The organism is Maribellus luteus (assembly GCF_003576475.1).
Taxonomy (GTDB): domain Bacteria; phylum Bacteroidota; class Bacteroidia; order Bacteroidales; family Prolixibacteraceae; genus Draconibacterium; species Draconibacterium luteum.
Map to the genome: position 1 here is coordinate 128,412 of NZ_QWGR01000010.1, position 25,862 is coordinate 154,273.

The following is a 25,862-nucleotide window of genomic DNA, read 5'->3' on the forward strand; positions in this document are numbered from 1 at the left end:
TTAATAACTAAACGAGCCCGGAATGATCCTAAACTATATTCATTGGAACCCTGATCCTGAGATTGTAAATGTTTTTGGAATTTCGATCCGATACTACGGGCTTTTGTTTGTAGGCGGATTGATTTTATGCCTGTATATTCTGGGGTGGATGTTTAAGCGCGAAAACATTCCGGCAGAAAACCTGGAAAAGCTTTCGCTGTATGGGATTATCGGTATTTTGGCGGGTGCCCGGCTTGGCCATTGTTTGTTCTACGAACCTGGCTATTACCTGTCGCATCCGTTGGAAATGATTCTGCCATTTAAATTTCCGGAGGGTGGTGGTATCAAATTTACCGGCTACCAGGGACTGGCGAGCCACGGTGGCGCACTGGGGTTAATTGTGGCGCTGATTATCTATTCAAGAAAAACCAAACATCGTTTACTCGATGCCATTGATTTAATTGCAGTGGTGGCTGCATTGGGCGGCGCTTTTATTCGCCTGGCAAACCTGATGAACTCCGAAATTCTGGGAATGCCCACTACCCAATCATGGGCTTTTGTTTTTGAACGGGTGGATAATATTCCACGGCATCCGGCGCAGCTTTACGAGGCTTTGGCCTATTTTCTGATTTTTGGAATTACTTTTTCGCTGTACCTAACCAAACGCAGGTACCTCAGGAACGGGGCTTTTTTCGGGCTTGCCCTTCTGCTCATTTTTACCGCGCGGTTTTTTATTGAATTCCTTAAAGAACGGCAGGTAGCTTTTGAGGAAAGTATGAAACTCGACATGGGGCAGATCCTTAGTATTCCATATGTGCTTATTGGTGCCGGCTTTCTTTTTTATGGGATCAGAAAAACGGCTAAGAGCTTGGAAGACAAATAATACATCGGATTTTCGTATTTTTGAGATAATTCCTTTTTTAGTAATAAAAACCAAGTGCTTATGAAATCAATGATCACAATTCTGTTACTAGGCACCCTGTTTTTGTGCGCCTGTCAAACAGAAGATCCCAAACAAAAAGAGCTTGAAGAGTACATTGAACAACTGCGAACCGAAAGTGAGTCGGTGGGGTGGACCGCAACGGTTTCTGTTGACGGCGCCACCGTGTTTTCAAAAGGTTTTGGACTCGGGAATTACGAACAGCAGGTGCCTGTTTATCCCGACAAAACCAAATTCCGGATCGGAAGTATTTCCAAAGCCCTTACTGCAGCTGCCTTGGGTGTTTTGATCGAAGAGGGAAAGATTGACTTGGATGCCCCGGTACAAAAATACGCACCCTATTTCCCCGAGAAGAAATATGCGATGACCACCCGGCAGGTAGCGGGTCATCAGGCCGGAATACGGCATTACAACGGCGATGAGTTTCTGTCGTCGAAATATTATCCAACGGTCAACGAAGGACTGGAAATTTTTATGAACGATACCTTGCTGTTTGAGCCCGGTACTGCTTACCGTTATACGAGTTACGGGTTTAATCTTTTGAGCGCCGTAATTGAAGGGGCAGCAGGGGAGGACTTCCTTCATTTTATGCAAACCCGGGTTTTTGATCCGCTGGGAATGACAGAGACTTTGGCCGAACACATGGATTCACTGATACTTTACCGCGCCGGTTATTACGATATGGCAGAAGGAAAAGTGATCAATGCGCCGTATGTCGATAACAGCTACAAATGGGCAGGCGGCGGTTTTATTTCCACTTCGGAAGATCTGGTGAAGTTTGGAAATGCAATGCTTCAGAATACACTTTTTTCAGAAGAAGTAAAGCAACAACTGGTTACGCCGCAGAGTTTGAAAAACGGCGAAAAGACCGAATACGGCATGGGGTTCTTTTCGGGTGTTGATGAATACGGAAGGCCTTATTACGGACACGGAGGCGGCTCGGTAGGTGGTTGCAGTAACCTGATTATTTATCCGGAAGAAAAGATGGTTGTTGCTGTAATTACCAACGACACCCGCGCAAAAGTGGGGAAAGAACTGCACAAAGTGGCTGAGATTCTTTTAACTAAAAAGCAATAAAAAACCCGGAGTTTGAATCCGGGTTAAATATCGTGTTGTTCAATATTAATGAACGGCAATAGGATCTGGATTTCCATCCGGATCGGATGTTACATGACCATCGGTAGAAACATTCCCCAAAAGCAATATTCCAGCAACGTGAGGGGCTGCCATGGATGTTCCGTGTAAGGTTTCATAGCCTCCGTTTTTGTAGGTTGAAAGAATATACACACCGGGTGCAGCATAATCAACCGGCGATCCAAAGTTCGAAAACTCGGTTGCAAAGCGGTCGCTTTCCCACATGGCCGAAACGGTGTAAATATTGGGTCCGTTGTTGTGGGCTGGAGAATAATAGAAACAATCATCACTTTCGTTACCCGCTGCAATCGAGAGTTTGATTCCTTTGGCTGCCACTGCCTGCACAGCTGCATCAACCGACGAATCAATATAGCGCGATGATGGTCCTAGGCTCATATTGACCACATCGCCGGCGGTTCCAACGCCATCGGTTGCAATGTAGTCGAGTGCTGCCACTGTCCAGGAGAAACTACCACTACCGCGACGATCGAGTACCCGGCAGGAAACTACCTGGGCTCCGGGGGCCACTCCGATCACTCCAATCGAATTGTTTTTAGCAGCGATTGTTCCCGCCACATGCGATCCATGGCCGTTTTCATCGTCCGGAGTAGTTGTTTTTCCTCCAATAATAAAACTTCGGCTTAAGCTGGTATTTACATTCAAATCAGGATGATCCAGGTCAACACCTGAGTCAACGACCCAGGCTTTTTTGGTGCCTGTGTAATTTGTTATTCCATTTACACGGCTTATTCCCCAGGGTGTTTGCTGGGCCGGACTGGTAGTACCTCCACCTCCGGGTTTTCCTTTTTTCGCTTCTATATCGGGCAAGCCGAGGGAAATGATGCGGTCTTCTTCAATGTACTTTACCGATGGATCGTCCTGCAATTTTTTTAGCTGCCCGGGGGCAATCTTAACAGAAAAACCTTTTAAAGCAGATCCGAAAACATGGCCTACTTCAGCATCACTTATGCCGGCCCGTTTCAGAATTTTGCCGGTAGCTGCCTTCATGGCAAGCTGTTTCTTTTCGTAGCCTTTTAGGCTTGAAAGTTCAAGATCAATGTCAGCGTCCTGTAAAACTACAATGTAGCCTTTCTTTGCAGTGTTGGCCGATTTCAGCTCCAGGTTTTCTTCCAGATCTTCGGTTACCAATGCGTCGTTACATGCATTGCCAAAGGTTAATACCAAAGCCAATGCGAACAGTTTAAACAGCGTTTTTTTCATTTTCATTGTAAGTTTGAATTAATAGATAGAGTTTGTTTTTTATTGTAAGTGCTTACGTAATCAGGTTTGTTATATGTTACAAAATAACTCTACGTTTTCTTTCAAACAGATCAGGTGGTATTTTGTTTAATTTCAGCAGATAAGGATATCTTTTGTTTGTGGTATAGTGGAGTGTTAAGTCGGTTTGGTGTCAGGAAATATGCATAAAAAGAAACCCGGATGATATTCACCCGGGTTTGCCTTTTAGTATGATTTATTTTCTAATGAACTCCAATAGTATCCGGGTTCCCATCAGGATCTCCATTTACTGTCCCATCGGGTTTTATATTACCTAGCAATAGGATACCGGCAGCATGAGGTGCAGCCATCGATGTTCCACTCATAGTAGTGTAACCACCACCTTTGTAGGTAGAATAAATGCTGTAGCCTGGTTCGCAAAAATCAACGGGAGGATTGCCGTAATTGGAGAAATAGGCCCAATTATCATTCACGTCGCTGGCTGAAATGGTATAGATGTTTGCTCCGTTGGCACTGGCCGGCGATTTGGTGTTGGCATCAGTACTTTCGTTACCGGCGGCAAGCGAGAACTTAATACCAAGAGCGGCAGCTGTTTCCACGGCTGAATTTAAGGTAGCATCATAGCCTCCACCAAGACTCATGTTGGCCACATCGCCAATGGCTGCATGATCGGCTACCCAATCAACTCCGGCAATGATCGCCGAATACGAGCCCGATCCTCTTCGGTTTAGAACCTTCACCGGAACCACTGTAGCACCGGCAGCTACGCCAATTACACCTTCCGAGTTATCAATAGCCGCAGCGGTACCTGCACAATGCGATCCGTGCCCGTTGTCATCGTCAGCAACCTGCGTGTTTGCAACGAAATTCCATCCGTTTACCAAATCAACATTCAGATCGGGGTGATCCAGGTCGATTCCTGTATCGATGATCCATATTTTATTGTTTCCGGTATAAGTAACACCGCCGTTAACACGCGCAATTCCCCAGGGAGTAACTTCTGCTGTTGGTTGCGGTGCAGGTTTAACTTTTGTTTTTACATAAGGTTGAACCAAGGTGATTACCTGGTCTTCATTAATATATTTTACAGAAGGATCGCTCTCCAGTTTTTTCAATTGCCCGGGAGCCATTTTTACTGCAAAACCTTTTACAGCTGTTCCGTACGTAAAGGTAATTTCAGCTCCGGAAACACCGGTTCTTTGAATGATCTTTTCCGAGGCTGATCGTACGGCTAGTTGTTTCTTCTCATAACCTTTTAATTTTGTCAGTTCAAGGTTAAGATCAGCGTCCTGTAAAACAACGATGTAACTCTTTAGAGCACTGTTCGCTGATTTTAGTTCGATACTTTCTTCAACGCCATCGGGTACCAATGCGTCGTTACATGCATTCGCCAACGTTAATACCAACGCCAATGCGAATAATTTAAACAGCGTTTTTTTCATTTTTAATTGTTGAGTGAGATGATTGAATGAGTTTGTCCTTTACAATATACATAATATATTTTGTTTTTATTGACATTTGGTCAATAAAAGATAGGTTCTGTAAGCACTTTTATTTGATGAGTTTTGGGGTGATTGCCAATATTGTCGTTGGTGTTCAGAGAAATGAAATGGAAGGATGGGAAATGTGAATTGACTTTTTGTAAGCTTTGGCCTGCTTATATTGCATTTTTTCAGGGAGACTGACCTGATGTAATACGGCAAAGAAAAGCGCATGTTCTTCGTTTATGCTTCTAACCGGGCTACTTCTTGTTCTAAGTTAAATCATTTAGCCGAATTTCTGCCAGACGTGGATTTTGGGCGCAGTGAGGGATGATGTGGGTTTTATTTTCTGTACAGAAAACTGATAGGTGTATTGGCATAGTTCTTCCACCAGCTGCAAGGAGTTTTATCCCTCACATCAATTTTCATCATACATAAAAGAGAGCAGTAGCTTACAAAGGGGGATAAAAGGTTTTTGTTCGCTTGCTATTTGGCCAGTAGTTTGGCAACGGTCGCTTTTATTTTGGCAAAATCTTCCTCGTTAAAGCCAATGGAAGAGTAGGCGATATTGCCCTCTTTGTCGACAATAAAATTTCGCGGAATGTTTTGTTGGGCATAGAGCGAGAACACTTTTCTTCCGTGATCGGGAGAAAAAGGCATGGTGAAATTTTGTTCTTTCTTGAATTTATTAAGCTCGTCCCAAGAGTGTTCGCGCCCCAGAATAATGAGTACAAAGTCGTCGTTGTTTTTGTACTGGTCGTAAACCTCTGTTTGTAAATGGGGAAGTTCTTTCCGGCAGGGAGGACACCAGGTGGCAAAAAAATTAATCCAGACTACTTTTCCTTTTAAATCCGAAAGTTTTACTGTTTTTCCGGGTGCTGTTTCAAAAGTGAAATCAGGCGCAGCTTCTCCTTGTTTGGCCAAAGTGAATTCATCCTGAGCATATAAAACGGTGGTGAGGAAAAACAGGGTGAAGATTAAAAGTAGTTGTTTCATCGTGGAATGTAAATTATAAAAGCCATTGCGCCTGTATTGTGGCGCAATGACTTGGTATTGGTTAATTATTTCTTCAGAAAATCATTAACGGCCTTTTCAATTCGCCCGTTAATCGCCGATGTGTCAGACTTCACAAAAGTGTCGCCGGTAATGTTCTCGAAAAGTTCGATGTAACGATCCGAAACCGAATTGACAAATTCTTCGCTCATTTCCGGAATGGTTTGCCCGTCTTTGCCCTGGAAGCCGTTCTCGATCAGCCACTGGCGAACAAACTCTTTGGAAAGCTGTTTTTGCTTTTCGCCTTTTTCCAGTCTTTCCTGGTAGCCTTCAGCATAAAAATAACGTGACGAGTCGGGTGTATGAATTTCGTCGATCAGGTAGATCTTTCCGTCTTTCTTGCCAAATTCGTATTTGGTATCAACCAAAATCAAACCTTTCTCGGCAGCCATTTCAGTTCCGCGCTGAAAAAGTTTACGGGTATAATCTTCCAGCATTTCGTACTCGGCCTTGTCAACCAAGCCCTGCGCAATAATATCTTCTCTCGAAATATCTTCGTCGTGGCCTTCGTCGGCTTTGGTAGTTGGTGTCAGAATTGGTTCCGGGAATTTCTGGTTTTCCACCATTCCTTCGGGCATTGCAACACCGCAAAGCATTCTTTTTCCGGCACTGTACTCGCGCCACGCATGGCCGGTAAGGTATCCGCGGATCACCATTTCAACTTTATAGGGTTCGCACATGTGTCCAACGGTTACGTTTGGATCGGGCGATTCAATTTTCCAGTTAGGAACAATATCAGAAGTGGCATCCAGAAACTTTTCGGCAATCTGGTTCAACACTTGTCCTTTGTAAGGAATTCCTTTGGGCAGCACCACATCGAATGCCGAAATACGGTCGGAAACCACCATTACCAGGTAATCGTCGTTGATGTTGTACACGTCGCGTACTTTTCCTTTGTAAAAGCTTTTCTGGCCCGGAAAGTTAAACTCGGTTTTTGTTAATGCGTTACTCATTGTATTGTTTTTAATTATGATTGAATTTTAAATTTCCAGTTGTTCGTTGGGAGTTGTTTTTTATACAAATTTAGCGCGCAAAAGTTTAAAGTTTTTATTACTCGTTCTGAACAGCTACTTTTTTCCTTGCTTTTCCTCAGCCTCCGCCTTTTCCTTCTCCCTTTCTCTCTCTTCCTGGTGTTTGTCGTAGGCATCCACAATATCGCGCACCAAACGGTGACGGACAATGTCTTTTTTGTCAAAATGAATGGTTGAAATGCCTTCGATCTTTTTCAGAATTTTCAGTGCCTGGATCAAACCCGAATGACTTTTTCTGGGCAGGTCGATCTGCGTAATGTCGCCCGTGATGATGAACTTGGCATTCAAGCCCATTCGGGTCAGAAACATTTTCAGCTGGTTGATCGTGGTATTCTGCGCTTCGTCCAGAATCACATAAGCATTGCTTAGTGTTCGTCCACGCATAAATGCCAGCGGAGCAATCTGAATGGTTCCGTCTTTCATGAATTCTTCCAGCTTTTTAAGTGGAATCATGTCCTGCAAAGCATCGTAAAGAGGTTGCAGGTACGGGTCAATCTTATCCTTCAGATCGCCGGGTAAAAAACCCAGGTTTTCACCGGCTTCCACAGCCGGGCGGCTCAGTATAATTTTGCGGATCTCCTTGTTTTTTAGTGCCCTGACTGCCAGTGCAATGGCGGTGTAGGTTTTGCCGGTTCCGGCAGGGCCGATCGCAAAAATCAGATCGTTTTTAGCCGATTCTTCCAGCAACCTGTGTTGGTTGGGAGTACGTGCTCTCACCGGTTTCCCGCTGTTGCCAAAAACAATGATGTCGGGTTCGCTTCCGCCGTTTTCTTCCATCGAAGAAACACCACTTTGCATCAATTCAATAATAATTTCTTCCGTAAGAATATTGTATTGATAATAATGATCCAAAATAAGCGCAAACTTCTTCTCAAATGCTTTTATTTCTTTGGGCTCGCCCTGAACAAAGAGGGCATTGCCACGGGCTACAATGTTGATCTTGGGAAAGAGTTTCTTTATCAGTTCGATCTTCGCATTATTGATCCCGAAAAACTCCAGCGGGTCAATTCCTTCCAGTAATATTTGTTTATCCAAGTGCTTCTTCTATTGTTTTTGAATGTGCCCAAAATTACAAAATAAATTTGTGTGTTGGGCACTGATCGTAAAAGGTCTGTACGAACGTTTTCGCAAAACAATTTTTTCTTGCAGGATACAAAACCTGTTTGATTTTTAATTTTCAATAACTTTGCCCGATTACTTCAACCCCGATTGATGAGATTCGTTAATTTCGGGAATATTAAACAGCAAACGATGGAACGAAAAATAGAGGCTTTTAAAGAATTACTTGCGATAATGGATGAGCTCCGCGAAAAATGTCCGTGGGACAAGGAACAAACGCTGGAGTCGCTGCGGAAATTAACGATTGAAGAGACTTATGAGTTGGGAGATGCCATTCTGAAGAACGATCTTCAGGAAATCAAAAAGGAATTGGGCGATTTGATGTTGCACATTGTTTTTTATGCGAAGATAGGGGCAGAGAAAGGCGCTTTCGACATGGGCGATGTGTTGGAAGGAATCAATAAAAAGCTGGTTTACCGGCATCCGCATGTTTTTGGTGATACCGATGTGGATGGTTCGGCGCGGACAGTGGTAGAAAACTGGGAGGCACTCAAACTAAAAGAAAAAGGCGGCAACAAACGTGTGTTGGAAGGTGTGCCAACAGCCATGCCGGCGCTGGTTAAAGCCAACCGTATTCAGGAAAAAGCCAGTGGCGTAGGTTTCGATTGGGAATACCGCGAACAGGTGTGGGAGAAAGTGAGGGAAGAAGTGAACGAGCTGAGCCACGAAATTGATAAAGTGGACGAAGACAAGATGGAAGCCGAATTTGGCGACCTGTTTTTTGCCATGGTGAATGCGGCCCGTTTGTACGGGATCGATCCGGAGGCCGCGCTCGAACGCACCAACCTGAAATTCATTAAACGCTTTAATTACCTCGAAAGCCAAACACTTTTAAAAGGTAAAAATCTGCATGACATGAGCCTGGCCGAAATGGACGAGATTTGGGAAGAGGCGAAGAAAGAGGAGTAGGTTTTAGTTAGAGGTCTTCAGTCGTAGTGGGCAGTTTTTAGATTTGATGTTCGCATAGTCTAAATTATTGTTGGGGAAAATGGGGTTGTTTGTCTGCTCCAAAAGGCAGTTCACAGAAGCAATGCCGGTACTTGTCTTAAAACGTTGCCGGGAGTTGTAAAAAAAAGTACCTTTCGTGGTCTTGCTAAATTTACCCAACTAACGGTCATGAAGAAAAGTAAATACATCCTGCTGGCGTTTATCGTGCTTAAGTTTGTAATACAGTATTTTGCCATTAACCCGGCTTACGAATTACACCGCGACGAATTCCTGCACATCGATCTGGGCAAACACCTTGCCTGGGGTTACACCTCGGTTCCGCCGCTTACGGGGCTGCTTTCTTCGTTTATTTTGCTACTCGGAAACAGTGTTTTCTTGGTAAAGTTTTTCCCGGCGTTGTTTGGCGCTCTTGTAATTTGGGTGGTGTGGAAAATAGTGGAAGAGCTCAATGGCGGACTGTTTGCACAAATACTGGCGGCAACAAGCGTTTTGTTTTCGGTCTTTGTTCGCATAAACATTTTGTACCAGCCTAATTCTCTTGACTTTTTGTGCTGGACACTGCTCTTTTTTACTCTCCTGAAATACATTAAAACCCAGCAGAACCGCTGGCTGTACTATACGGCTGTGGTTTTAGCACTTGGGCTGCTAAACAAATACAACATTGGTTTTTTGTTGCTTGGTCTTGTTCCGGCCATTTTACTTACGCGGCAGCGCGCGGTTTTAAAAAACAAACACTTATGGCTGGCCGCTTTGCTGGCAGTGCTGCTGGTATTACCCAATATAATCTGGCAAATCAGTAATGCCTTGCCTTTGGTAACGCATATGCAAACACTGGCAAGTACCCAACTGGTAAATGTTAACCGGGCTGACTTTCTGATAGACCAGCTTATCTTTTTCCCCGGATCTTTGTTGGTAATCCTGCTGGCTTTTGTTTCGTTTTATACGTACCAGCCACACAAAAATTACCGGGTGTTTTTCTACGCTTTTGTATTTACCATGGTCATTTTTACCTATCTGAGAGCCAAAAATTATTACAGCATCGGACTGTATCCGGCTTTTATCGCCTTTGGTGCGGTTTATCTCGAAAAATTGCTTTCTCGTGGGTGGCTGCAGTATCTTCGGATTCCTGTAATTTTGGTTCCGGTGCTGGTTTTTATGCCTGTTGCACCCATAATGCTACCCGTTTATTCGCCCGGGCAAATACTTGAAAAACAGGAATTGTTTAATAAATACGGCGCCAATCGCTGGGAAGACGGCCAACTGCACGACCTTCCGCAGGACTATGCCGACATGCAGGGCTGGAGAGAGCTGGCGCATTTGGTGGATTCGGCTTTTACTTTGGTGGACGACAAGCCACATACCATCATTCATTGCGATAACTACGGACAGGCCGGGGCAATCAATTACTACTCTGCACAAAAATACACCGAAGCACTTTCGATGAACGCCGATTATATTTTCTGGTATCCGCTGGACGAGGTTAAAATTGAAAATGTGATTCTGGTGCAGACCAGCGACGACGACGATCCGGAACGAACCCGCGAACAGGCGTTTTTTGAGGAAATCAGTTTGATCGGAAAAATTCGAAATCCCTATGCACGGGAGCGTGGAACCAGTGTCTATCTTTTGCAAGGAGCAAAAGTTTCGATCAACGATATTCTTCGCGAGGAGATCGAAAGCAGAAAACACTGAGTGGTTGATTTACATCTAGTGGGAGGAGATGTAATTGGTGATTCTTGCCGATTCAAAACCAAAATGCACCTGAATTGTTTTAAAACTTGGATACTAAAGGAATTCTAACATTTTAAACCGATGAAGTATGGAACCCAACGAAAAAGTTACGGTAGAAGTCCTGGTGAATGCACCTCTCGAAAAGGCATGGAAGGTTTGGACAGAGCCCGAGTTTATTACAAAATGGAATTTTGCATCCGACGACTGGAAATGTCCGACGGCGAAAAATGATCTTCAGACCGGTGGGCGTTTCTCGTATCTCATGAAAGCAAGTGACGACAGTGTAGGCTTTGATTTCTCGGGTGAGTACACCCGTGTTGAGCAACTGAAAGTTATTGAATACCGGATTGATGACGGTCGCATGGTCAATATCGTTTTTACTGAAGAAAGCGATAAAACCAGGGTGACCGAAACTTTTGAAGCCGAAAACATGCACCCTGTAGTGTTGCAAAGAAACGGCTGGCAGGCCATTCTGAATAACTTCAAAAAGCTGGCTGAAGAAGAGGCAAAGTAAGTTTTAAGCTTGAAGTTGGAAGCTGTGGATATTTCTCGTTGAACTTAGAAATTCACGTTCACTGAAAGTGTTTAGAGAGGCACTCATTTTGCTTCTAATTATAGCTGATTTCTGCAAAAGCTTTTTATTTCACGCTGATTGCGCTGATTACCGCAAATTTTATTTCACCCAAATGGGGAAAATTATTTTCTGCGTAAATCTGCCTTGTCTGTGGGCAATTAAGTTCCGCAAGCGGAATGAAAATATCTGTCAAATCAATGTGAGAATAAATAGCCATCGTTTTTTAACTCTTAAATCACGTCATTCGGGCTTATTTAAAACCATGTCCTTTGGCGGGGTTGTTTCCTTTGTCAAAAGCAATTTTGTTACTGATTTTCAATAAAATTTGGATACTTACTTATTAGTAAGTATTTTTGGTTCCGTAATTCAAAAAAATAGCGATGTCAGTTACCAGGGAAAGAATTATTGAATTGGGTGAAAATTTGATTCTGACCAAAGGATACAATGCTTTTAGCTACCAGGATATTTCTACTGAACTTGGGATCAAAAATGCGGCGGTTCATTACTATTTTCCTACAAAAGCCAATCTCGGAACCAGTATTGTTAAGACAAATATTCTGCGTTTCGAAGAGATGATCGATAACATGCACAGCCGCGGATTTGACGAATGGAAACAGCTGGATGCCTTTATTAAAATCTACATAAAAAGCAATAGAGAACAGAAACTCTGCATTTTCGGATCACTCGGTCCCGACTTTGATACACTGAATGAGAACACTCAGAACGAACTGGTAAAAATGACCGAGTTGATTGTAAACTGGCTGACTGAAATACTTACTTCAGGAAAGGAAAAAGGCTTTTTTGTGTTTAATGAAGATGCGCACAACAAAGCGGCGATGATCTTTTCCAGTTTGGTGGCCAGCCTGCAACTTTCAAGAATCGTAAAAAATTTCGATTACAAAAGTTTTTGCCAGGCCATTCAGGAGGGCCTAAAGTCCTAAAAAATTTGTCCAATCAACTTACTTACTAGTAAGTATTGCAAAACAATTCACTTTCAAAAATTGATAAAAATGAAACGAGCAGTAATAACAGGATTGGGGGCCATTACTCCATTGGGAAACAATGTCAACGATTTTTGGCAGAGTTTGATAAACGGGAAAAGTGGTGCAACTCCGATCACCCGGTTTGATACAACAAATCATAAAACAAAATTTGCGTGCGAGGTGAAAGGTTTTGATCCTTCGGCGATGTTCGAAAAATCGGAAGTTCGCAAGATGGATTTATACACGCTGTACGCATTGGCAGCCGCCGATGAAGGCATTAAGGATTCGGGCTTAGACCTGGATGCATGCGACCGGAATAAAATAGGTGTAATTCTGGCGACCGGAATTGGCGGTATGCAGACCTTTGAAGACGAGATTCTGAAGTTTGGAGAAAACACGCAGCAACCAAGATTCAGCCCGTTTTTTATTACCAAAATGATTTCAAACATTGCCACTGGGCAGATCTCTATCCGCTATGGTTTGCACGGTGTAAGTTACTCTTTAACTTCGGCTTGTGCCTCTTCGAATAATGCGATTGCCAATGCGCTGGACCTGATTCGACTGGGGCGTGCCAATGTGGTTATCGCCGGCGGTTCGGAGGCTTCAATCACACAGGCTTGCGTTGGTGGTTTTAATTCAATGAAGGCAATGTCGACCTTGAACGAAAGCCCGGAAACTGCCTCGCGGCCGTTTGATAAGTCACGCGATGGCTTTGTGGCAGGCGAAGGTGCCGGGATTTTAGTGATTGAAGAGCTGGAGCATGCCCTGAAAAGAGGAGCCCGAATTTATTGCGAACTGGCTGGTTACGGAGCCGCTTCGGATGCTTATCACGTGGCAGCCACTCACCCTGAAGGATTGGGAGCGGTGCTGGCAATGGAAGGTGCGTTGGAAGATGCCAACCTGAAACCGGAGGATGTAAATTATATAAATGCTCATGCTACGTCAACACCGGTAGGCGATATCAGCGAGTGCCTGGCCATTGAGAAGGTTTTCCGGAATAGTTTGGACAAGCTCCACATAAGTGCCACCAAATCCATGACCGGGCATTTACTCGGAGCAGCCGGTGCCATTGAGGCGATTGCGTGTGTAAAAGCTGTTGAGCAGGGGGTTATTCCACCCACGATCAACCTTGGGGAGCTGGATTCGCAAATCAACCCTGAGTTAAATCTTACTCCGCACAAAGCACATAAAAAAGAGGTGACAGTGGCGCTTAGCAATACCTTTGGTTTTGGCGGACATACGTCAACCAGCGTATTCCGAAAATACAATTAACACAGCATTTGTGTACTTTCTGCCGGTGCAGTTGTCCGAGTCGTCGATTCGAATGGTTGCACCGGTATTTTTGTATTCGTGTATGTTGGAATTAACGGATGCTACTTTTGTTTTTCTTCTCAAAAATATAGTTTCTGGCGATCAGTTTTAACCTGCCTTTGTTTTCAATGGCCTGCATGGCCAGCAGGGTGTGTCTTCCGATGGTAATTACCACATCACTTTCCATGCTAAAAGAAATGGTGTCGTTTCCAACCGTTTTTTCAACTTTCCAGCGCCATTTTCCCTTTGTTTCTTTCTCCATCCTTTTTCCGAAGAAGACAGTTACGGTAGAATCACTATTAAGTTGAATTTTCGAAACAATTTTATCCTCATTTTTTTCTTCTGCCAGCTTCTCGTACGATTGTGAAGCCACTGTCCAGGTGCCCAGTACATCGGTTCTTGTTAGCTCAGCGTCATTTGAATTGGTGGTGGAAGAACAGGAGTTCAGAAGTACGGCGAATAAAAGGAGGAGGCTAAATTTAATTTTTTTGATCATGTGATTATTGGTTTATTGAAAAACTATGGCAATTGTATTTTGGAAGCAAAATTTCTGATGCCCGGGGTGTTTTTGCAGGTATAAATTACTCTTTGATAAAATTGACTAAAACCGATCCGGGGGTAAATAACTCCCTTGGGTCGAGCGATACAAACATCATTTTTTCATAAGGACTTTTTTCGCCGCATTCGAAAAACAGCGCTATGCGGTCGTTATTTAAGCGGGTCAGGCAGGAATAGGCTGACGGGCCTTCGTAAATCAGTTTTGAATTACTCCAGGTTGAGCAGTCGTCAAAGCTGGTTTTAATGGTCATATTGGTTCGGCTAAACGGAACGGCCGGATTGGAAAAAAGGTACATATTCTTTCCCTCGTAGTCGCCGTAATGAATAATACTGGCCTGGCAAACCGGTTCCACGAGTTGTGCCGCGTGTTGAATGTCACTCCAGGTCTCACCTCCGTCGGTGCTCAGCGAAAAAGCACGGCAGGCTTTGTTGTTGTACGAGCGCATGTTCATCATCAGCGTTCCGTCGCTTAATTCCACTACCTGACTTTCGTTTACCTGCGGTTCAATCATCTCGCTCATTCGCCAGGAAGTTCCGCCATCGTCGCTTAAAAGCACATGGCAACCATAGCCAAATCCATCCGTTTTTTCAAAATCAGGAGCATCATAGCTGTTGTTGCAGGGAATAACCAGGCGTCCTTTAAATGCTGCGGATGTTAGCTGAATGCCCACACCCGGCCCGGTAGCATACCAGCCCCAACTTGTGTCTTTACAGCTTTCCAGCATGTTTTGTGGTTCCGACCAGGTCAAGCCGTCATCGTCGGAATAGGTCATGTAAGGAACGCGCGTGTCCTGGCTTTTTTTCCGGATGATATCCGATTCGTGATCGCTTCCCAGGTTCCAGGTCATAAACAGGATAATTCGGCCGGTATTCTGATCAATCACCGGACAGGGATTGCCGCAGGTGTTGTTCCCATCGTCCCACACAACGGTTTGGCTTTCCCATGTTTTTCCATGGTCGGTTGAGCGTTTTAACAGAATGTCGATATTGCCGGTGTCGCCGCCTTCACGGCCTTCAGCAAAAGCCAGCAGCGTATTGTTGGAGGTAACGATAAGCGAAGGAATGCGAAAATTATTGTAGGAAGTGTCTGACTGGCTCCAAAGTTCTTTCACAATGATGGCTTTTTCATCGCGCTCTGGGTTTAATTTACACGAAGTAGCGAATACAAGCAGAAAGGCGATGACGGTGAAAGTTTTCATTTGTTTGAGAGGAGTTGTTGGGTTAATTGATTATCAGTAATAATCATACGATTATCTTTTCTGAATTCAGCGTTTATGTTGGGTAATGCCATTAGAGTTTTATTGATTAGCAAGCGTTTAAAAGTACATATAAATCAAAATGATCCAAAGAAGAAAAATGTATTTAACATATTTTAATCGTTTAAATAAGAATGGAGTTTCGTGAGAAAAACAGAAGAAGCATAAATCTAAATTTAGTTTGAAGGCCTAGTTGGCGGCTTTCTTTTGCAGAAAAATATTGAGTTCATTGTGAAGGTCGAGCGAAAAGGAACGAACGAAGCGTTTGTTTTCCAAGCCGAGTATCCATTCAATGCCGCTTGCTTCGCTAACGAGAAATAATTCCTCTACGTGAAAAAGCAGATCTTTTTCCAGCTCCGGTACTTCCATTACTTTTAAGCCCATCTGGTGCCCCAGTTTCAGCACAATTTCGCGGATCACCGGGTTACAGCATCCCGCTTCTGTTGAAGGGGTGATCAGCACACGGTCTTTCACCATAAAAAGAGTGGCTGCAATTCCTTCGCAAACGTAATTTTTATCGTTCAGAAGTATGGAATTCCGGTATTCGTTCCGAAGGGTGCCCCGAGCGGTTTCCCAGAGTAAGCGGCTGTAAAAAGGGTAGGAGCCCAGCAAACTAAGCGGCTTCCGGTTTTGGCTGATGTTGATCAGCATTCCCTGTTCCGAAATCGGGAAATCAAAAATTTCGCGGGCTTCGGAAGTGATCAGGTAGTTCACCGTTTGCCCTGATACGTAAAGCCGGATATGGATGATCCCGGAACGATAAAACCGGTTTTTATTGAGCATGCGTTTGCAGAGGCGAAAAAGCTCGCGTTGGTTTCGAAACAGTGGGGGAAGCGAAGCTCCGAGTACCTGCGCTTGTTGGTGCAGACTTTCCACGTTTTCATTCAGCAAAGGAATGCCACCGTAACCAAACCACACCTTTTGCGACAGAATCACCGGATCGTCCAGCAGCCAGCGGTTCATGCTGACTTCCTCCAACGAACAAACTTCTCCGTTGACGATCAGCGTTTTCATGCTTAAAAGAATACAAAAAGGTGGTCAATAAAGCGGTCGAAAAGTTCGGGCCTTAACAAAATCGGGAATACAAAGCCAAACACTGCTCCCAGAAAGTGTGCGTCGTGCGCCACGTTGTCGCTCTGTTTCTGGCTCATCCGGTACGAATAAAAAAGATAGCCGGCTGCAAACAGAATTCCCGGAATTGGGAGAATGGCAAACAGGTACAACGGTTCCCAAGGATCAAAAAAGATGGTGGCAAAAAGTACCGCCGAAACGGCTCCCGAAGCACCCACCGCATTGTAGTAGTAGTTGTTCTTGTGTTTGATCAGACTCCATAGGTTGGAGGCCAGAATACCGCCAAAATACAGCAACAGGTAAAACGCGGTTCCTTTGTTGCCGAAATAAAAGTTAAAATAGGCTTCAATGTTGCGCCCGAAAAAGAACAGAACCAGCATGTTTACGCCCAGGTGTGCCCAGTTGGCGTGAATAAACGCATGCGAAATCAGCCGATAATATTCCTTACGGTGAATAATTTGTGCGGCATTGAATTGCAGCTTCGACGCCATTTCGGGGTTGCGAAATGCCAGGTACGAAATAAGTACCGTAACCCCTATTATAAACCAGGTCATCATCATAATCAGTGTAGAATTTTATGGATCATTTCCTTTTGCAGATCACCGCTGTCCACCATGGTGGAAACATTGAGTCCTTTGCTTTTCAGATCGTACTCGCGCAAAATTCCCATAATCTCGTACAATTTGGTGGGCGAGTATTTTTTGGCGGCGCTGATGTAATCGCGAACAAAGTAGGGGTTCACCCGTAACTCTGCGGCCACACTGCGCTCCGATTTGTCTTTCAGAAAATGATAGGTAAATAATTTTGAATAATAGAAATACAGCCCGGCAATGGTTTTTTGAATGGGGTTAAGCGTTGGGTTGGAGCCAAAATACTGGATTATTTTGTTGGCCCGTAATATATCTTTGTTGCCGAGTGCAGTTTGCAGTTCAATTAAATTGAAATCCTTGCTCACCCCAATGTTTTTCTCGATGTGCTCGGGCGTAATCCGGTTCGAATCTTTTACGGCAATCACCAGTTTGTTTAACTCGTTGGCTACTTTGCTGAGGTCGGTCCCCAAAAAAGAAGTCAGGAGTTGTGCTGCCTGCGGGGTAATGGTGTAATCGTGACTTTTCAGGTATTTGTCGATCCAGGCCGGAACCTGGTTTTCGTACAGCTTTTTGGTGGTCAGAATTACCCCGTTTTTTTTGATCGCCTTTACCAGTTTACTGCGGGCATCTACCGTTTTGTATTTGTGCGCCAGCACCAGAATTGTTGATTCCAGTGGCTTTTCGGCATACGACGACAATAATTCGATTTTGTTTAAACTTTGCGCTTCTTTTACAATAATCACCTGTTTGTTGGCCATCATCGGGAAACGCATCGAGCTTTCCGCAATGTTGATCGCATCCGAATCTTTGCCGTAAAAAACAGTTTGGTTGAAGCCTTTTTCAGCATCGGTCAGCACGTTCTTTTCGATGTACTCCGAAATAATGTCAATAAAATAAGGTTCTTCGCCCTGCAACAAATAAATAGGGTGGTAAATTCCCTTTTTCAGGTCTTGTAAAATATCGCCAAACTCCATGTTAAAATCTCAGGTGTTTCACGGAAAGTCCGTTGTTTTTGATTTCCAGCAGTGCATCGATGCCTGCCTGTATATGTCTTTCCACAAATTGCGAAGTTACCTTGTGGTCGCTCGCACTGGTTTTTACTCCCGACGAAATCATGGGCTGATCGGACACCAGCAAAAGCGCACCCGTTGGAATGGAATTGGCAAAACCGACTGTAAACAGGGTGGCCGTTTCCATATCAATCGCAATGGCGCGGGTTTTCTTCAGGTATTTTTTAAACTGGCTGTCGAATTCCCACACACGGCGGTTGATGGTGGTAACCACGCCGGTCCAGTAATCCTGTCCCTGGTTACGTAAAATGTGCGAAACCGCTCTTTCGAGGCTAAATGCCGGCAAGGCTGGAATTTCGGGCGGCAGATAGTCGTCGGAAGTACCTTCGCGGCGGATGGCGGCAATCGGCAGGATAAAATCGCCCAGTTGGTTTTTCTTTTTTAGTCCGCCGCATTTTCCCAGAAAAAGCACTGCTTTGGGATGAATAGCGCTCAAGAGGTCCATGATGGTGGCTGCATTCGGGCTTCCCATTCCAAAATTAATAATGGTAATTCCTTCGGCAGTGGCACTTGGCATGTTTTTATCGGCGCCTTCTACCGGGACTTCAAACTTCCGGGCAAATTTTTCTACATAATCCTGAAAATTGGTTAACAGGATATATTGTCCTAAGTCTTCCAGATTTTTGCCGGTATACCGGGGAAGCCAGTTTTCAACGATTTCTTTTTTTGTCTTCATACAGTTTGAAATATTTTACCTTTGAACAATCTGAAATGGGTAAGGTTGAAAGGTTGACACAAATGTACATTTTTCGCCGTCACCTTCAAAAATGCGTGCAAAAGAAACTGAAATGGAGAAGCTAAATTTACCGGATTATACTTTTCGTACCAAAACAGAAGATGGCAAACGATGGATTTTTGATGGCATCCGTAAAAAGTTTGTGGTGCTGACACCCGAAGAGTGGGTGCGGCAGAATTTTATTCAGTACCTGAAAAACGAAAAAAAATACCCCGAAAACCGCATGGCTGTTGAAAAACAGATTATGGTAAACGGAAAATCCCGCCGCTTTGATTTGTTGATTTATTCGAAAAGCGGACAAGCTCATTTAATTGCAGAGTTTAAAGCGCCCAATGTGAAAATTACCCAGGATACTTTTGACCAGGTGGTGCGGTACAACATGGCGTTGCGGGTAGAGCAGGTGGTGGTTTCAAACGGAATGCAGCATTTTGCCTGCGAAATAGATTATGTAAATAACAGCTACCGGTTTTTGCGCGAGATTCCTGAATTTAATATTGTTTAGCTAAGGGCAAGAAGCAACTTTCACGCAAAGCACGCAAATAGAGACAGGAAGTCAGTACTCTGCGTTCTTTGCGCTTTTTTGCGCCTTTGCGAGAACCTGCCTTTTCGTCGTTTGAGACATTCACATTACTATCTCTGCTTGTAAATCAGCATAACGATTTCTGAAAAAGGATTTCATCCTTCCAGCCATTTCGAGTTTTTAGCCAGTCCTTTTTTATGCCCGATTGCTGAAAGCCAGCTTTTTCAAAGAGATGAATGCTGACAGCATTGTCGACCGCAATATTGGCGTACAACTGTTTGAGCCCAAGTACTTCGAGCGCATAAACAGAAAGAGCCAGCAGAGTATCGCCGGCGTATCCTTTGCCGCGGTCTTCGGTTTGGTGGATCAAAATTCCCACACCCGCCCGCAAATGGTAGGGTTCGAAATCAAAAAGATCAACGGCTCCCACGGCTTGCATGTTTTCATCCTGAATAATCAGTCGCAACTGTCGCGTGGCATAAATATCTTTGGCCGATTCGGCCAGGTATTGTGCCAGAATATGTTTTGAGAAGGGTGCTTTTGTATTGCTCACCTGCCAGATCTCGATGTTGTTTTCCCATTGGTACAACAGGTCGATGTCTTCGGGCTCCAGCGGTCGAAGACTGATTTTTCCGTATGTGAGCAGTGCGTTCATTGTCGGTCGAGTTTTTTCCACGATTTATACAGAATTTCAGCATCCGTAATTAAACGGTAATCTTTTGCATACAGCATGTTCAGCCGGGTAAACTTTTCGGGATCGAGCCGCAGTTCGGGAAACAAATCACCCGGATTCAATATACCTTGTTTTAACGCCGGGAGGTGCTCAAAGGTTCCTTTTTCGGGGATAAACCCGATCCACGATTTTTTGCCTGCCAAAACGCTGAGAATGTTGCTGATAAAACGGGATTTGTTTTTGTAAAACCAAATGAGAGCCGGGCTGGAAAGCAGTAAAAATAGTGCCGCTTCCACGTCGAACATCCGTTTCTTTCGTTTATTAACGGGTTTTGAAATGGCATTTACATTCACTACGTACAAATCGCCGGCAGTGTGAATGGAGTTACTTCCAATAATGCTGATACTTTCCGGAGGAGCGATTTTGTAATCCACATCAAGCTCGGTAAGGTCGAGCATGGCCTTGATAATATCGGCTGAAGAAATGTTTCCGGCACAAAAAATAAGCTCATCGATTCGGTTAATGCGGATGATCTCCTTTAACTGGCTGATTTGCCCGAGGTACTGTGTTCCTTTATCGTTGTTGTCGATGGCAATATAGCCTGCCAGTTGTGCATTCAGTTGGGTTTCTTCCAAAATGTGTTGTACTCTTTCTGCTTCTTTTGGGTGACCAACAATGGCCATTTTCCGGTTGCGTTGGATATTTAAGCGAAATGTTCCCGGTTTTAGCCAGTGTAACAACAAACGCAGCATTGCCAGCGAAACCGCCGCCCAAACAGAACCTAACAATATGAGGGCTCTTGAAAAGCGGTACTCTTCATCTACAAGCGAATACACCAGCAAAATGGCAATAAGCCCCCACAGGATTCCACGCCCGAGTTTGTAAATACTAACCGGCTTTTTGTAGCCTCCCGAGAAACCGATTCCCAGCAAAAAGAAAAGGATGTAAACCGGCACAACAACCTGTAAAAAAACTGGAGGGTAATAATCTACTTCATGAAACTGGAGTTCTTCCCAAACGGGAGTGATGAGAAAGAACCCGAGGAAAACAAGCAGCGCATCAAGCAAGGGGAAAAAGAGACGTGAGACGACCCGCTTCCCAATGGACAGAAACGCACGGAAATAAATGGCCAGGTGAATAAGCGAAGCAAAAACACCTGCTTTGCCACCCGGAAAATGCTTCCGCGCAAAAATCACCATCGCGTTGTAAAACACCTTTACATAATTCAGCGATCCCTTTTTGGTGCTTTCGCCCTTGTAATGGATGATGGTGGTTTCCGGGAAATAGTAATTTTTATAGCCGCCCTGCTGAATCCGGTACGAAAGATCGATGTCTTCGCCGTACATAAAAAAAGTTTCGTCGAGCAGGCCCACTTTGTCAAGTGTTTCCTTGCGCATCAGCATAAAAGCGCCTGCCAGCACATCCACCTCGTGAATTTCATTTTCGCTGAGATAGGAGAGATGGTACTTGCCAAATTTCCTGGATTTGGGAAACAGTTTTGACAAGCCAAACATTTTGTAAAATGCCACCCACGGCGTAGGTAATCCGCGTTTTGATTCGGGCAGAAAGTTTCCTTTTCCATCGATCATTTTTACGCCCAAACCACCGGCTTCAGGATGCTGATCCATAAAGGCCACGGTTTTTTCAAAGGTATTTTCCTCTACTACGGTATCGGGGTTCAGCAATAAAATGTACCTGCCTTTTGCCTGCCGGATGGCCTGGTTGTTGGCCTTCGAGAAACCTACGTTGTTTTTATTTTCAATCAGAAAAACTTCGGGGAATTTATCGCGGATGAGTTCCGAAGAGCCGTCAACCGAATTATTATCGACCACAAACACTTCGGTGCTGACATTTTGGGCAGCCCGGAACACAGCGTGCAGACACTGTTCCAGAAAATGTTTGACATTGTAGTTGACGATAACGACCGATAAATCCATACACAGTTCAGTCAAAGATGCCCAAATGTAGGCATTCCTTTTGGATAACGGAAGAACAGGCAAAATCTGATGCAAAACTCATCTCCCCACCGAATTTTCGTAGGGAACACGGTTTACCAGCGAACGCCCGAGCGTGATCTCATCGGTGTATTCCAGTTCGTCGCCAATGGATACACCGCGCGCCAGTGTTGAAATCCGTACTTCGAAATCCTTCAACTTCCTGAAAATATAAAAGTTGGTGGTGTCGCCTTCCATGGTAGTAGACAGAGCCAGAATAATTTCGATCACTTCTCCCGATGCCACCCGATTAACCAGCGAATCTATTTCAAGGTCAGAAGGACCAATCCCGTCCATTGGCGAAATAATCCCTCCCAATACGTGGTACAGGCCGTTGAATTGCTGCGTGTTTTCGATCGACATAACATCGCGGATGTTTTCCACCACGCAAATAACACTGGCATTGCGCGAAGGATTGCTGCATATCTGGCATAACTCGGTATCCGAAATGTTGTGGCAAACTTTGCAGTGTTTGATTTCGTCGCGCAGCTGGATGAGGCTCTTCCCAAAGGCATGCACCTGTTCGGTGTCTTGCCGTAGCAAATGCAGCACCAGCCGTAGCGCACTTTTCCGCCCGATGCCGGGTAGCTTGGAAAATTCATTTACCGCGTTTTCCAGTAAGCGGGAAGGATATTTGTCGATGTTCATGCTCCAAAAATAAAGTGAAATATGCAACATTCTGAATTTTGGATACTTAATTTTTGTGTATCTTAAATGATCAAAAAACAGAAACCATGAAAAAAGCATTCCTGACACTAGTGATAGCAGCCATCGTTGCTTTTGTGTACGGACAAAACAATACCACCGCGCAAAAAAGTGCCGGGTCGCCAAATGAAGTCTACACCCCGTCAAAATTTTATTACGGTGGCGGATTGAACCTTACGTTTGGAAGTGTTACCGAAGTGGGGATTTCTCCCCTGATCGGATACAAGGTTACGCCGCAGTTTTCGGTAGGTAGCCAGCTAACGTTTGAATATTTCAAATACGACAGGGGGAGTTACGATTACAATGCCACCAACTACGGGGCCAGCCTGTTTACCCGTTACCGGTTTGTGCCACAGGTGTACGCCCATATGGAATTTTCGATGATGAATTATGACTTTCAAACGTACCAGGGTGACAGCAACCGCGACTGGGTTCCGTTTTTGTTTGTCGGAGGCGGCTTCAGCCAGCCCCTATCAAAAAACACCTGGGTAAATGCCCAGCTGCTTTTTGATGTTATCCAGGATGAAAACTCACCCTACAAAGACTGGGAGCCGTTTTATACCATTGGCGTAGGCGTTGGTTTTTAAGTTTCTGTATCCATCGATTGTGCATCAATCACTGCAATGGCCGTCATGTTAATGATTTCCCTGACAGAGCTGTCGCGCTGCAAAATATGAATGGGTTTTTTCATGCCCATCAAAATCGGACCAACTGCTTCGCAAGGACCTATCGACTGAAGAATTTTGTAAGTGATATTGCCCGAACTCAGGGTGGGGAATATCAGCGTGTTGGCATCTTCGTCGCCAAGTTTGTTAAACGGATAGCGCGAATAGCGCAGTTTTCCGTTCAGCGCATAGTTGGCCTGCATTTCACCATCCACGATCAGGTCGGGGTATTTTTCGTGGAGAATTTTTACCGCTTCTTTAACCCTCACCGGACTGCCTTCGCCTTTGTAAGCACCAAAATTGGAGTAGGAGAGCAGGGCAATTTTGGGTTCGATGGTAAACCTGCGTACTTCCCAGGCTGTCAGAACGGTGGTGTCTGCCAGTACTTGTGGCGAGGGATTCATGTTTACCGTGGTATCCGACAAAAACAGCGGGCCACGCCTGGTGAGCATAATGTACATGCCGGCAATGTGGTTGAAATCTTCGCGTACGCCAACCACCTGCAAGGCCGGGCGAATGGTACTTGAGTAAGTGCGCGAGAACCCGGAAATAAAGGCGTCTGCTTCACCGGTTTCCACCATCATGGGGCCAAAATAATCGCGGTTGTACATGTTTTCGAGCGCTTCTTCGTAGGTCATTCCTTTGCGTTTGCGCTTTTCATACAGAATTTTGGCAAACTGATGGCGTTTTTCCTCGCTCACCGTTTCGTGCAGATCAATGATCGGAACGTTGTCAATTTCCAATTGGTTTTCTTTGATCAGCGCCTTTATTTTTGCTGTGTTTCCGATCAGAATAGGCTTGGCAATTCCTTCGCGTAATACAGACTGAACCGCTTTGAGGATGCGGAAACTGTTGGCTTCGGCAAAAACCACCCGTTTGGGATCTTGCCTGGCTTTGTTGCGGATGGCCATAATCAGTTTATTGTCGAGTCCCAGGCGGTTGGTGAGCTCCTGCTTGTAAACTGTCCAGTTTTTGATCGGTTTCCGCGCTACTCCCGTTTCCATGGCAGCATTGGCTACGGCTGTCGATACGGTGGTGATCAGTCGCGGGTCAAGCGGCTTCGGGATAATGTAGTCTTTCCCAAAAGTGATGTTTTGCTGGTTGTAAGCTTTTGCCACCATTTCGGGTACGTATTCCTTGGCCAGTTTGGCGAGTGCACGTGCCGCGGCAATTTTCATTTCTTCGTTGATGGTGGTCGCTCTTACGTCGAGTGCGCCCCTGAAAATAAAAGGAAAACCAAGGACGTTGTTGATTTGGTTCGGGTAATCGCTTCGTCCGGTGGCCATTATAATGTCGTCGCGTACCGAGGTGGCATCTTCGTACGAAATTTCGGGATTGGGATTGGCCATGGCAAAAACGATCGGATTAGGAGCCATCGATTTTATCATTTTCTTCGAAACTACATCGGCTACTGAAAGCCCCAGGAAAACATCCGCCCCTTTCATGGCATCTTCCAAAGTGTCGAGGTCGCGCGTGGTTACAAACTGTTGTTTGCTGGAATTTAGTCCGGTCCGGTGGCGGTTGAGCACCCCTTTGCTGTCGGTCATTACCACATTTTCGGGTTTTACCCCCAAACTGATGTACAGTTTGATGCAGGAAATGGCGGCTGCACCTGCTCCGCTAACTACGACTTTTATATCTCCGATATTTTTTTTTGCAAGTTCGAGCGCGTTTAGCAAACCCGCTGCCGAAATGATCGCTGTTCCATGTTGATCGTCATGAAAAACCGGAATATTCAACTCTTTTTTCAGGGCCGCTTCTATCTCAAAACATTCCGGTGCCTTAATATCCTCCAGGTTGATTCCTCCAAAAGTTGGAGCGATGGCTTTTACTACTTCAATCAGTTTTTTCGGATCTTTTTCGTTTACTTCAATATCAAATACATCCACATCGGCAAAAATCTTAAAGAGCAAACCTTTGCCTTCCATTACGGGCTTACCGGCTTCGGGGCCAATATCGCCTAACCCCAGTACGGCTGTTCCGTTGGAAACAACCGCAACCAGGTTGCCTTTGGCCGTGTATTTATAGACGTTGTCGATGTCTTTTTTGATCTCCAGACAGGGCTGGGCAACCCCCGGAGTGTAGGCCAGAGATAAATCGTATTGAGTACTGTGAGGTTTTGTCGGGATCACTTCAATTTTTCCCGGACGGTCTTTTTGATGGTAATTGAGTGCATCAATCTTACGCAATTTTGGCATGATTAGCTAATTATGGTTTCTCTTAAATTTACTGAAAATCAAAGTGGAATAAAATATTTTTCAGCAGTTAAAAAGGTGTTGTTCAGCAAGGTGAAAAAAAGAAGAATTGAGCAGATCGGAGTTTGTTTTCAAGATGTTTTATGTTCATGCCTGCTTCCGGAAACTGTCCCTGCTTTCAAAGTAAGAGAACAAACAGGCATGAATTGGTGGGATATCCGAATTATAATAGGTAGAAGCGTGGCAACATTTATACAAAACACTAATTTAGTAGCATTAGACTCTGGCGTATTCTTTTAATAACGT

25 protein-coding genes are annotated in these 25,862 nt (G+C 44.6%); 10 read left to right on the forward strand and 15 right to left on the reverse strand.

Features of this window, described 5'->3' with window-relative positions; translation table 11 throughout:
- Window positions 1-22: 22 nt before the first annotated feature.
- Both lgt and D1614_RS16590 read left to right on the forward strand, forming a co-directional pair.
- Entirely contained in the window at window positions 23-862 is an 840-nt protein-coding gene (lgt, locus tag D1614_RS16585; RefSeq protein ID WP_119439088.1) for a prolipoprotein diacylglyceryl transferase, read from the forward strand.
- A gap of 60 nt (window positions 863-922) precedes the next feature.
- The gene (locus D1614_RS16590) at window positions 923-1,996 is read left to right on the forward strand and encodes a serine hydrolase domain-containing protein (RefSeq protein WP_119439089.1); all 1,074 of its coding nucleotides are present in this window, start codon (window positions 923-925) and stop codon (window positions 1,994-1,996) included.
- Window positions 1,997-2,041: 45 nt separating this feature from the next.
- Here the strand turns inward: D1614_RS16590 and D1614_RS16595 are convergent, their stop codons facing one another.
- From D1614_RS16595 to D1614_RS16615, 5 genes are all read right to left on the reverse strand, one after another.
- Complete coding sequence (locus tag D1614_RS16595) at window positions 2,042-3,274, reverse strand: S8 family peptidase (protein WP_206610054.1); 1,233 nt, start codon at window positions 3,272-3,274, stop codon at window positions 2,042-2,044.
- Window positions 3,275-3,534: 260 nt separating this feature from the next.
- Complete coding sequence (locus tag D1614_RS16600; RefSeq protein WP_119439090.1) at window positions 3,535-4,734, reverse strand: S8 family peptidase; 1,200 nt, start codon at window positions 4,732-4,734, stop codon at window positions 3,535-3,537.
- 525 nt (window positions 4,735-5,259) lie between these two features.
- Entirely contained in the window at window positions 5,260-5,769 is a 510-nt protein-coding gene (locus D1614_RS16605; protein WP_119439091.1) for a TlpA family protein disulfide reductase, read from the reverse strand.
- A gap of 65 nt (window positions 5,770-5,834) precedes the next feature.
- On the reverse strand, window positions 5,835-6,779 hold the full coding sequence (locus D1614_RS16610; protein ID WP_119439092.1) for a phosphoribosylaminoimidazolesuccinocarboxamide synthase: 945 nt from the start codon (window positions 6,777-6,779) through the stop codon (window positions 5,835-5,837).
- Between the two features lie 114 nt (window positions 6,780-6,893).
- Window positions 6,894-7,892, reverse strand: a complete 999-nt coding sequence (locus tag D1614_RS16615) for a PhoH family protein (protein ID WP_119439093.1) — start codon at window positions 7,890-7,892, stop codon at window positions 6,894-6,896.
- Window positions 7,893-8,108: 216 nt separating this feature from the next.
- Here D1614_RS16615 and mazG point away from each other — a divergent pair, with 216 nt between their 5' ends.
- From mazG to fabF, 5 genes are all read left to right on the forward strand, one after another.
- Complete coding sequence (gene mazG, locus D1614_RS16620) at window positions 8,109-8,885, forward strand: nucleoside triphosphate pyrophosphohydrolase (RefSeq protein WP_119439119.1); 777 nt, start codon at window positions 8,109-8,111, stop codon at window positions 8,883-8,885.
- A gap of 207 nt (window positions 8,886-9,092) precedes the next feature.
- Window positions 9,093-10,616 (forward strand): glycosyltransferase family 39 protein, encoded by a 1,524-nt coding sequence (locus tag D1614_RS16625; RefSeq protein WP_119439094.1) that lies wholly within the window; start codon window positions 9,093-9,095, stop codon window positions 10,614-10,616.
- Window positions 10,617-10,743: 127 nt separating this feature from the next.
- Window positions 10,744-11,169 carry an SRPBCC domain-containing protein gene (locus D1614_RS16630; protein ID WP_119439095.1) on the forward strand — a complete coding sequence of 142 codons (426 nt, stop codon included), beginning with the start codon at window positions 10,744-10,746 and terminating at the stop codon, window positions 11,167-11,169.
- Window positions 11,170-11,609: 440 nt separating this feature from the next.
- Window positions 11,610-12,170 carry a TetR/AcrR family transcriptional regulator gene (locus tag D1614_RS16635; RefSeq protein ID WP_119439096.1) on the forward strand — a complete coding sequence of 187 codons (561 nt, stop codon included), beginning with the start codon at window positions 11,610-11,612 and terminating at the stop codon, window positions 12,168-12,170.
- A 69-nt stretch (window positions 12,171-12,239) separates the two neighbouring features.
- Entirely contained in the window at window positions 12,240-13,484 is a 1,245-nt protein-coding gene (gene fabF, locus D1614_RS16640; RefSeq protein WP_241558127.1) for a beta-ketoacyl-ACP synthase II, read from the forward strand.
- A gap of 91 nt (window positions 13,485-13,575) precedes the next feature.
- Here fabF and D1614_RS16645 read toward each other — a convergent pair whose 3' ends face one another.
- The 6 genes from D1614_RS16645 to D1614_RS16670 form a co-directional block, all read right to left on the reverse strand.
- Window positions 13,576-14,019 carry a hypothetical protein gene (locus tag D1614_RS16645; RefSeq protein ID WP_119439097.1) on the reverse strand — a complete coding sequence of 148 codons (444 nt, stop codon included), beginning with the start codon at window positions 14,017-14,019 and terminating at the stop codon, window positions 13,576-13,578.
- A gap of 85 nt (window positions 14,020-14,104) precedes the next feature.
- The gene (locus D1614_RS16650) at window positions 14,105-15,280 is read right to left on the reverse strand and encodes a sialidase family protein (protein WP_119439098.1); all 1,176 of its coding nucleotides are present in this window, start codon (window positions 15,278-15,280) and stop codon (window positions 14,105-14,107) included.
- Between the two features lie 246 nt (window positions 15,281-15,526).
- On the reverse strand, window positions 15,527-16,351 hold the full coding sequence (locus D1614_RS16655; RefSeq protein WP_119439099.1) for an aminotransferase class IV: 825 nt from the start codon (window positions 16,349-16,351) through the stop codon (window positions 15,527-15,529).
- A 2-nt stretch (window positions 16,352-16,353) separates the two neighbouring features.
- Window positions 16,354-16,968, reverse strand: a complete 615-nt coding sequence (locus D1614_RS16660) for a rhomboid family intramembrane serine protease (RefSeq protein ID WP_206610055.1) — start codon at window positions 16,966-16,968, stop codon at window positions 16,354-16,356.
- Between the two features lie 2 nt (window positions 16,969-16,970).
- Complete coding sequence (gene holA, locus D1614_RS16665) at window positions 16,971-17,972, reverse strand: DNA polymerase III subunit delta (protein WP_119439100.1); 1,002 nt, start codon at window positions 17,970-17,972, stop codon at window positions 16,971-16,973.
- Between the two features lies 1 nt (window position 17,973).
- Complete coding sequence (locus tag D1614_RS16670) at window positions 17,974-18,744, reverse strand: AMP nucleosidase (RefSeq protein ID WP_119439101.1); 771 nt, start codon at window positions 18,742-18,744, stop codon at window positions 17,974-17,976.
- Window positions 18,745-18,856: 112 nt separating this feature from the next.
- Between D1614_RS16670 and D1614_RS16675 the strand changes: the two genes are divergently transcribed.
- A complete protein-coding gene (locus D1614_RS16675) occupies window positions 18,857-19,306 on the forward strand; it encodes a type I restriction enzyme HsdR N-terminal domain-containing protein (protein ID WP_119439122.1) in 450 nt (149 codons plus the stop codon).
- A gap of 145 nt (window positions 19,307-19,451) precedes the next feature.
- Here D1614_RS16675 and D1614_RS16680 read toward each other — a convergent pair whose 3' ends face one another.
- The 3 genes from D1614_RS16680 to recR form a co-directional block, all read right to left on the reverse strand.
- Window positions 19,452-19,979 carry a GNAT family N-acetyltransferase gene (locus D1614_RS16680; RefSeq protein WP_175579287.1) on the reverse strand — a complete coding sequence of 176 codons (528 nt, stop codon included), beginning with the start codon at window positions 19,977-19,979 and terminating at the stop codon, window positions 19,452-19,454.
- Window positions 19,976-21,934, reverse strand: a complete 1,959-nt coding sequence (locus D1614_RS16685; RefSeq protein ID WP_119439102.1) for a glycosyltransferase — start codon at window positions 21,932-21,934, stop codon at window positions 19,976-19,978. The genes D1614_RS16680 and D1614_RS16685 overlap by 4 nt, the downstream gene beginning before the upstream one ends.
- Window positions 21,935-22,012: 78 nt before the next feature.
- Entirely contained in the window at window positions 22,013-22,639 is a 627-nt protein-coding gene (gene recR / locus D1614_RS16690) for a recombination mediator RecR (RefSeq protein ID WP_119439124.1), read from the reverse strand.
- Window positions 22,640-22,725: 86 nt separating this feature from the next.
- Here recR and D1614_RS16695 point away from each other — a divergent pair, with 86 nt between their 5' ends.
- On the forward strand, window positions 22,726-23,283 hold the full coding sequence (locus D1614_RS16695; RefSeq protein WP_119439103.1) for a hypothetical protein: 558 nt from the start codon (window positions 22,726-22,728) through the stop codon (window positions 23,281-23,283).
- Here D1614_RS16695 and D1614_RS27840 read toward each other — a convergent pair.
- Window positions 23,280-25,559, reverse strand: a complete 2,280-nt coding sequence (locus tag D1614_RS27840; RefSeq protein WP_119439104.1) for an NADP-dependent malic enzyme — start codon at window positions 25,557-25,559, stop codon at window positions 23,280-23,282. The two genes, D1614_RS16695 and D1614_RS27840, sit on opposite strands and share 4 nt — an antisense overlap.
- 12 nt (window positions 25,560-25,571) lie before the next feature.
- On the opposite strand from D1614_RS27840, the gene D1614_RS16705 reads away from it, so the two are divergent.
- Window positions 25,572-25,856, forward strand: a complete 285-nt coding sequence (locus D1614_RS16705) for a hypothetical protein (RefSeq protein ID WP_119439105.1) — start codon at window positions 25,572-25,574, stop codon at window positions 25,854-25,856.
- Window positions 25,857-25,862 lie beyond the last annotated feature (6 nt).